Here is an 8314-nt window from a genome sequence, read left to right as displayed (position 1 = left end):
CCAAGAAAACGGCATAAGTTTAAAAGCCCTGCCTCCTTTTATTCTAAGGAGCTAAGACGAATTGCACTTCATGGTGTAATCTAGGTTTTTCAATAAAAATCAATCGTTTATACAAAGTTGGTAAGGTTGCGACATCTAACAAATCGACAAAACTACGAATAAGAAACCATAATGAAAACCATTTAACCAACTAAAAAATGTCTAAAAAGATATCGAATTTAATCATATTTTTGTTTTGGTGTTTAAAAAAAAGCGCAAACATACACTCTTGGTCACTTTCGTTGTTTACAATCCCCACGCTAACCTCTAAACTACTCGACGTTCTCAACGGGGTGCCCCAGTAGGGCTGAGAATGTTTGATTGGCTAACATAACCCGTCGAACCTGAACTGGATCATGCCAGCGGAGGGATTTGAGTTTATTGTATCTGCTCAAACCTTTTGTCTTTTATTTGCTATTTTGGAGGCAAAATGTTTTTTAAGAATGTTTTATTACCTTTAGGCTTGTTTGTACTTTTTGTGGTCAACAATGCCAATGCTACTAGCGAAAAACCTACTTTGACTGTTTATAGTTATAATTCGTTTATTTCAGAATGGGGACCTGGTCAGGCGATTGAAAAGGGGTTTGAAGCCCAGTGTGACTGTCAACTTGAGATTGTTACATTAGGCGATGGCGTGTCAGTTTTAAATAGAATGCGTCTTGAGGGTGATAAAACTAATGCTGATGTTATTTTAGGGTTAGATAATAACCTTTTAGAACAAGCTAAAAAGGCCAATATTGTTGTTCCCCATCAAATCAGTAAACCCGATAATTTAAATATCGATTGGTGGGATAGCGATTTTATGCCTTATAATTTTGGTTATTTTGCTTTTATCTATGATCAACAAAAGATCACTAATCCACCACATAGTATGCATGAGTTAGTGGATAATAAAGATAATTGGCGGATCATTTATCAAGATCCAAGAACGAGCACCCCCGGCTTAGGTTTGTTATTTTGGATTAAGAGTATATACGGTGATGATGCAGCATCAGCATGGAAAAAAATAGCTAAAAATACCGTGACCGTCACAAAGGGCTGGAGCGAGGCTTATGGACTATTTTTAAAAGGTGAGGCGGATTTTGTGCTGAGTTATAGCACGTCGCCCGTTGCTCATATTATGAATAATAATGAGCATCGTTATGTTGCTGCAATTTTTGATGAAGGTCATTATCGCCAAGTTGAAGTGGTGGGAATTACTAAGTATAGTCAACACCCCGAATTAGCCCGTGCTTTTTTGCAATATTTATTAACGCCTGATGTACAGCGTCAATTTGCAGAAAAAAATATTATGTACCCTATTGTTAATACGCCGCTACCTGAAGCTTTTGAGCAAATTAAGCCAGTTAATAAAGCGCTTGAGTTTGATGCAAAGCAAGTTGAACTTAAACAAAAAGCTTGGGTGCGTGAATGGAAATCGACTATCAGTCAGTAAGCCAATAGTTATATTTAGTTTGATGTTGAAATTAAGAACGTTACTCCCCGGTATTAGTGCTGCAAGCTTGATCTTAATTGTATTAGGTACAGCGCTGTTTGCGCTTTGCGTAGCTGCGATTAAATCCAATAATTTAACTGTTTATTTTGATAGCTATTTGTTGCATGTGATTTGGATAACAACTTATCAGGCAATACTATCGACATTGTTATCTGTTTTGTTGGCAATATTAATGGCAAAGGCTTTATCAATGGTCAATTTTTGGGGTAAAGGGGTGTTGTTACGCATTATGCCTATTACCTTTATTTTGCCTACGCTGGTGGTAGTGACTGGGTTGTTATCTGTTTATGGTCAACAAGGTTTATTAGCGAGAGTTTTTGATTGTTTGGGGCTGCCATTTATGGGCTCTATTTATGGTTTAAAAGGAATTTTGCTTGCGCATGTGTTTCTTAATTTTCCGTATGCTTGTTTTTTATTTTATCAAACATTAAATAGTGTGCCTGTTGAGCAAAAACAGTTAGCAGCGCAATTGAATTTTTCGAGTTTTGTTTATTTTAAATTGGTTGAATGGCCATTGTTGCGCAGGCAATTATTCCCAATGGCAACACTGATTTTTATGCTTTGTTTTTCTAGCTTTGCTATTACGTTGGCGCTTGGAGGCGGGCCTAAATATACCACACTTGAAGTTGCTATTTATCAAGCCATTCGTGATTTTGATTTGATTGAAGCAGTGCTTTTGGCGTGTTTGCAGTTAGTTTATTGCGCCTTTTTTATGTGGTTAATGCAAAAGAACCATCATTATCCAAAAATTAATGTGTGTTATGTTAGGCAGCGCTATCGTTTGCCTGTTTCGTTGAATTTGGCTTTGTTAAGTATGGTGATTGTTGTTATTGGTGGGTTATTTATTTTGTTACCAATTGTTATCATGCTGATTGAAGGTATCTATTTTTTTAAGTGGTCGTTTTTGACTGTAGCTTTTCAACACGCGGTTATGTTTTCGTTGTTGATTGCTTTTGGTTCGGCCATTATTGCTATGTTGCTTGCGCTATTGTTGCTTTATACAAATAGCCGTTTGTTGATTAATCAGCAAATCCATTGGAGCAATCGGTTAATGTTAGTTGGTTCACTTATTTTAATTATTCCAAGTATGGTGCTGGCATCGGGTCTGTTTTTACTGTTATTTCCGTATGCTTATAGTTCTGTATTTGTTTGTGCGTTAATGATGTTATGTAATGGTTTAATGGCATTACCTTTTATATTAAAAAATCTTGCTGCACCAATGTATGATGTGACTTCACGCTACTGGAAATTAAGCCAGTCACTGAATATTAATGGATTTTCACATTTTTATTTGATCGAATATAAAGCACTAAAAAAATTAATTGTTCAGAGCTTTGCTTTTTCTGCGATATTGTCACTGGGTGATTTTGGTATTGTTGCGTTGTTTGGTGGGCAGTCTGTCATTACGTTACCCTATTATTTGTATGAGCAGATTTCACATTATCATTATCAAGAAAGTACTGTAACGGCTGCATTATTGTTAATATTATCTTTTAGTTTACTCGTTGTAATAGATTATGATCGAACTGAATCAAATTAATTATCATTATGATAATTTTAAAATGCATTTTGATATTAAAATCACCTCTAAAGATAAGGTAGTGATTGTGGGCCCAAGTGGTGCGGGTAAAAGTACGTTGTTAAGTTTGATAGCTGGGTTTATCTTACCCGATTCAGGGAATATTTTATTGAATCATCAAAATATGACTAGCACTTTGCCAGGAAAACGTCCTGTTTCGATTTTATTTCAACATCATAATTTATTTAGTCATTTAACCGTTGAGCAAAATATTGGTTTAGGCATTAGACCGTGTTTAAAACTAAATGTTTCTGAAAGGCAAACAATTGGTGATATGTTAGCTAAAGTCGGTTTAGTGGGCTTTAATGATCGTTATCCTGATCAGCTTTCAGGCGGGCAACGTCAGCGTGTTGCTTTAGCTCGTTGTTTAATTCAACGTCGTCCTATTTTGTTGTTAGACGAGCCGTTTTCAGCTCTCGATCAAGCTTTGCGCTTTGAAATGTTAGCGTTGGTTGATCAAATTTGTGATGAGTTTAATTTGACACTAATGATGGTATCGCATCATTTTGGTGATTTTCTTGACTATTTTTCACATTGTTTGGTGGTGGATAATGGCCAGATTGTCTTTAATGGTTTTCCAAAACAATTAAAACAATCTGAAAATAGTCACATTGCCAAAATGTTGGGTTTTAATTTTCAATAAATAGTCGTTGTTAATGGCTAAATAAAGGTATTTAGCTGTCCATTTATCTATTATTCATCTAAATTAACTTACGATTATTTTTTTTGATAACTTATTATTTAAATCAAAATTTTTATGTCTTAAGGTTTTATTAATCTATTTTGCGTAGATTGTTTTTAATAATTAATAACAAACTTATTTAATATCTATGCAAAATACCAAAGCAAATTGTTCTTTTAGTCGATCAGCACTTATCTTTAATATTCTATTTTTTACTTATTTTTCTAGTGCGTTGCAATTGTATATTTTCTTTTCTGGTCATTCTAATGTTATTGGATTGCGTGATTCTATTATTTATAGTTTGATTTGGCTTATTCCTGTTTTAATTTTTCCTAACTATACGCGGAGTATTGCGACTGTTTTTGGGATGATTGTGGGTAGTTTGTCTTTGATTTCTATCGGATATTTTATTATTTATCGACAGGAATTTTCGCAAAGTGTCTTTTTTATTATGGCGGAATCAAACTTTGCTGAGTCTAGTGAGTTTATTCAGCAGTATTTGAGCATTAAATTAGTTGTGATTTTGATTATTTATAGCTTGGTTGGGATTTTTCTGTGGACTAAAGTAAAACCAGTTTATGTCAAAAGCTATACTAAATGGATTGTATCAATGTTAATTGTGATTTATGCCATTATGCCGGTGTTTATTAGTGTCACAATAAAAAAATCATCTATCAAGAAAGCGGGATCGCACCTGTTAACACGTATGGAAACAACCGTACCATGGCAATTACTTAATAGTTATTTAGCCTATCGTTCACAATTATCAAATATGGAAGATATTTTAAACCATTTGCAAACATTACCCCCGTTAGAAAATTTAAAAGATGCCAACGGTAATACCCCAAGAACGTTAGTGCTAGTAATAGGTGAATCAACAACACGCAATAGAATGGGCATTTATGGCTATGGGCGGGATACTACACCACAAATTGAGCAGTTTAAAAAAGATAATCCGAATTTTGTGGTATTTAATGATGTGGTTTCATCAAGACCTTATACTATTGAAATTTTGCAACAAGCGTTAACTTTTGCTGATGAACAGCACCCAGATTTATATTTAAAAACGCCGTCTTTAATCCATTTAATGAAACAAGCAGGTTATAAAACGTTTTGGATCACCAATCAGCAAACAATGACTAGGCGTAATACGATGTTAACGATGTTTTCTCAGCAAACGGATGAACAGTTTTATATGAATAACGATCGTAATCAAAGTGCAAGGCGATATGATGAGTCCGTTTTTGAACCATTTAAAAAAGTGTTGCATGATCCAAGTGAGAAGAAATTCATTGTTATTCATTTGCTAGGCACGCATATGAAATACGCGTTCCGTTACCCAAAAGATGGTGAGCATGATCGTTTTAAAGATAAAACAGGCATTACATTTAATATCGATGACGATAAAGTCGATGTGTATAATACTTATGATAATGCCATAAGTTATAACGATTATATTACGACAACGCTTTTTAATATCTTTAAAGATAGCCAAGAAAATGGCTTTATGTTGTACTTTTCAGATCATGGCGAAGATGTTTATCAAACCTCTCCACACAATATCTTAGGGCGAAACGAAAAAGCACCAACTCGCACCATGTATACTGTGCCATTTATGCTGTGGCAATCACCAACATGGGTAGCAACTCATCCGAATCATTATCAACATTATGTGGATCGCAAATTTAGTACGCAAGATTTGATTCACACATGGTCTGATTTAGCAGGGTTAAGCTATAACTTATACGTTCCTGAAAAAAGTATTGTTAATCCTAATTTTCATCAATCAACGCGCTGGATTGGCGATCCTTATGATAAAAATGGTTTAATTGATTTTGATAAATTGGCTAAGTAACCGTAAAGGCTATTTACACAACAGTTTTAGTTGTGATATTGTATATTTATACAGTGTTTTTTGGTGTTGTGAAGCCGTTTTATGCGAAAAATTATTCATGTCGATATGGATTGTTTTTATGCCGCCGTTGAGATGAGAGATAATCCCCGTTATCGCAATTTGCCCATTGCGGTTGGGGGTGATCCCCGTAAACGTGGTGTAGTTGCCACTGCCAATTATTTAGCTCGTCAATATGGTATACATAGTGCTATGTCAATGGCACAAGCTATTAAATTGTGCCCTAATCTTAAAATTATACCAGGTAGGCATGCGGTTTATAAAGAAGTGTCAAAACAGATCCACCAAATTTTTAGGCGGTATACTGAATCTATAGAGGCTTTATCGCTTGATGAGGCTTACCTTGATGTGACCGATTGCAAGCTTTGTTACGGTTCAGCTACCTTAATTGCTCAAGATATTCGCCAAGCTATTTTTAAGGAAATTGAATTAACGGCGTCGGCTGGTGTTGCTCCACTTAAATTTCTTGCCAAAATTGCTTCAGATATGAATAAGCCTAATGGCCAGTATGTGATAACACCTGATGAGGTCGATAGTTTTATTGCGCAGCTTCCTTTAAAAAAAATCCCTGGTGTAGGTAAAGTCACAGAAAAGAAGCTGGCACAATTAGGGCTATTTACGTGTAAAGATGTCGTTAATTACGACGTAACAAAATTATTCAATCAATTTGGTAAATTTGGACGCATATTGTATGAGCGATGCCAAGGTATTGATGATCGCGAAATTTATAATGACAGGCAACGTAAATCCGTTGGCGTAGAGCGCACTTTAACTGACGATATCCATAGTTGGGATGAGTGTTTATTGCAATTTGACCCATTATTTGAAGAGATAGAAAAACGATTAAGTAAAGTGCGTGCTGACTTGTCGATCGCTCGGCAAGGTGTCAAATTTAAGTTTGACGATTTTCAACTGACAACTCAAGAGCATGTATGGTCTAAATTAGATAAAGCCGATTTGATTGAACAAGCGCATAAAGTTTGGTTAGAACGACGTAATGGTCGTGGTGTTCGGTTAATTGGTTTTCATGTAACGTTAATTGATCCACAAGTTGAAAAACAGTTAATTTTTCCGTTTTAGGTATTTTTTATCAAAAAAATGAGGATGCAGGCAAAATCTTAGTGCATCCTCGTAATAATATTTCTGTTAACTGATAATTATGATTTTAAACTTGCACCGTTGGTGCTAATCACTTGTTTATACCATTCAAATGAATCCTTTTTATAACGTTTCATGCTACCGTTACCAGCATTGTCACGGTCAACATAAATCACGCCATAACGTTTTTTCATTTCGCCAGTGGTGAATGATACGACATCAATAATCCCCCATGCGGTATAGCCAATCACATCAACGCCATCATAATCCATTGCAGTTTGCATGGCTTTAATGTGTGCACCTAGATATTCAATACGTGGTTTGTCGTGCACTTGATTGCCATTTTCAAGTTCATCAATTGCACCAAAACCATTTTCCACAATAAACAGTGGTAATTGATAACGATCATACAAACGATTGAGTGTATAACGTAAACCTTCAGGGTCAATAGGCCAGCCCCAATCACTGCTTTTAATATAAGGATTTTCAACTGCATTGGGTAGTGCACCGTTAACGATGTTATCGCGATGATCATTTTTTGCATCTGCTTTTACAACCGTTGACATATAGTAGCTAAAGCCAATGTAATCAACGGTGCCTTGTTTTAAGTAAGTTAGATCTTCATCGGTGATATCTAGCTTATAGCCTTCACGTTCAAACTCTTTTAAAGCATAAGCAGGGTAATAACCACGAACGTGAACATCAGGAAAGAAGAAGCGTTGATGCATAGCAATTTCTGATGCCATCATGTCTTCAGGGTTACAAGAATATGGATAAATTGGCACATGTGACACCATACAACCAATTTGAAAATCCGGATTGATTTTTTTACCAGCAATCACTGCCTTAGCACTGGCTAATAGTTCATAGTGAGCAACTTGGTACAGGACTTCTTGCGGATTTTCGCCCGGTTTAACTTGTACGCCCGAGTTAGTCCAAAAGAAGATAGGGTTACTGGTATCCATTTGATTGTTGATTTCGTTAAATGTCATCCAGTATTTGACTTTATTTTTATAACGCTCAAAACATGCAGTGGCAAAACGTTCAAAAAATTCGACTGTTTTACGGTTTCTAAAACCACCATACTGGCGCGCAATATGTAACGGCATTTCAAAATGCGATAAGGTGATAACAGGTTCAATGCCGTGCGCAATTAATTCATCAAAAACGTTATCATAAAAGCGAAGTCCTTCTTCGTTTGGGTCAAGCTCATCACCTTTTGGAAAAATTCGAGTCCAGGCGATCGAGGTACGTAAACATTTAAGACCTAATTCGGCAAATAGTTTGATATCGTCTTTATAATGATGATAAAAATCAATCGCGGTATGGTTTGGATAAAATTTACCTGCTTCGATATCTTGGGTGATTTGTCTTGCAACGCCATGCGCGCCTGCAGTCATAACATCAACCACGCTTGGTCCTTTACCGCCTTCGTTCCAGCCACCTTCAAATTGGTGAGCGGCTAAAGCACCGCCCCATAAAAATGGTTTTTTAGTCATTTTTGATTCC

Annotated in this window: 6 protein-coding genes and 1 riboswitch; of the genes, 5 read left to right on the top strand and 1 reads right to left on the bottom strand. The window is 35.9% G+C overall.

Annotated elements, in window-relative coordinates; genetic code table 11:
• The first annotated feature begins 318 nt into the window (after nucleotides 1-318).
• A riboswitch (TPP riboswitch) is annotated at nucleotides 319-428 on the top strand.
• Nucleotides 429-469: 41 nt separating this feature from the next.
• The 5 genes from thiB (at nucleotide 470) to dinB (ending at nucleotide 6787) form a co-directional block, all read left to right on the top strand.
• On the top strand, nucleotides 470-1474 hold the full coding sequence (thiB, locus tag GQ598_RS08800; RefSeq protein ID WP_160403754.1) for a thiamine ABC transporter substrate binding subunit: 1005 nt from the start codon (nucleotides 470-472) through the stop codon (nucleotides 1472-1474).
• Nucleotides 1446-3074: a thiamine/thiamine pyrophosphate ABC transporter permease gene (thiP, locus tag GQ598_RS08795; RefSeq protein ID WP_160403752.1), complete on the top strand. Its 1629-nt coding sequence runs from the start codon at nucleotides 1446-1448 to the stop codon at nucleotides 3072-3074. Before thiB ends, thiP begins: the two co-directional genes overlap by 29 nt.
• Nucleotides 3052-3756, top strand: a complete 705-nt coding sequence (gene thiQ, locus GQ598_RS08790) for a thiamine ABC transporter ATP-binding protein ThiQ (RefSeq protein ID WP_160403749.1) — start codon at nucleotides 3052-3054, stop codon at nucleotides 3754-3756. The genes thiP and thiQ overlap by 23 nt, the downstream gene beginning before the upstream one ends.
• Nucleotides 3757-3943: 187 nt before the next feature.
• Nucleotides 3944-5650, top strand: coding sequence for a phosphoethanolamine transferase CptA (cptA, locus tag GQ598_RS08785; RefSeq protein WP_160403747.1), 1707 nt, complete (start codon nucleotides 3944-3946; stop codon nucleotides 5648-5650).
• A gap of 81 nt (nucleotides 5651-5731) precedes the next feature.
• Nucleotides 5732-6787, top strand: coding sequence for a DNA polymerase IV (gene dinB, locus GQ598_RS08780; protein ID WP_160403746.1), 1056 nt, complete (start codon nucleotides 5732-5734; stop codon nucleotides 6785-6787).
• A 77-nt stretch (nucleotides 6788-6864) separates the two neighbouring features.
• On the opposite strand, the gene GQ598_RS08775 is transcribed toward dinB, so the two are convergent.
• Complete coding sequence (locus GQ598_RS08775) at nucleotides 6865-8304, bottom strand: 6-phospho-beta-glucosidase (RefSeq protein ID WP_160403744.1); 1440 nt, start codon at nucleotides 8302-8304, stop codon at nucleotides 6865-6867.
• Nucleotides 8305-8314 lie beyond the last annotated feature (10 nt).

Source organism: Gilliamella sp. Pas-s95, from assembly GCF_009795795.1.
Classification (GTDB): domain Bacteria; phylum Pseudomonadota; class Gammaproteobacteria; order Enterobacterales; family Orbaceae; genus Gilliamella; species Gilliamella bombicola.
The sequence above is the reverse complement of the archived record's forward strand: the minus strand, read 5'-3'. Positions and strand labels throughout refer to the sequence as shown.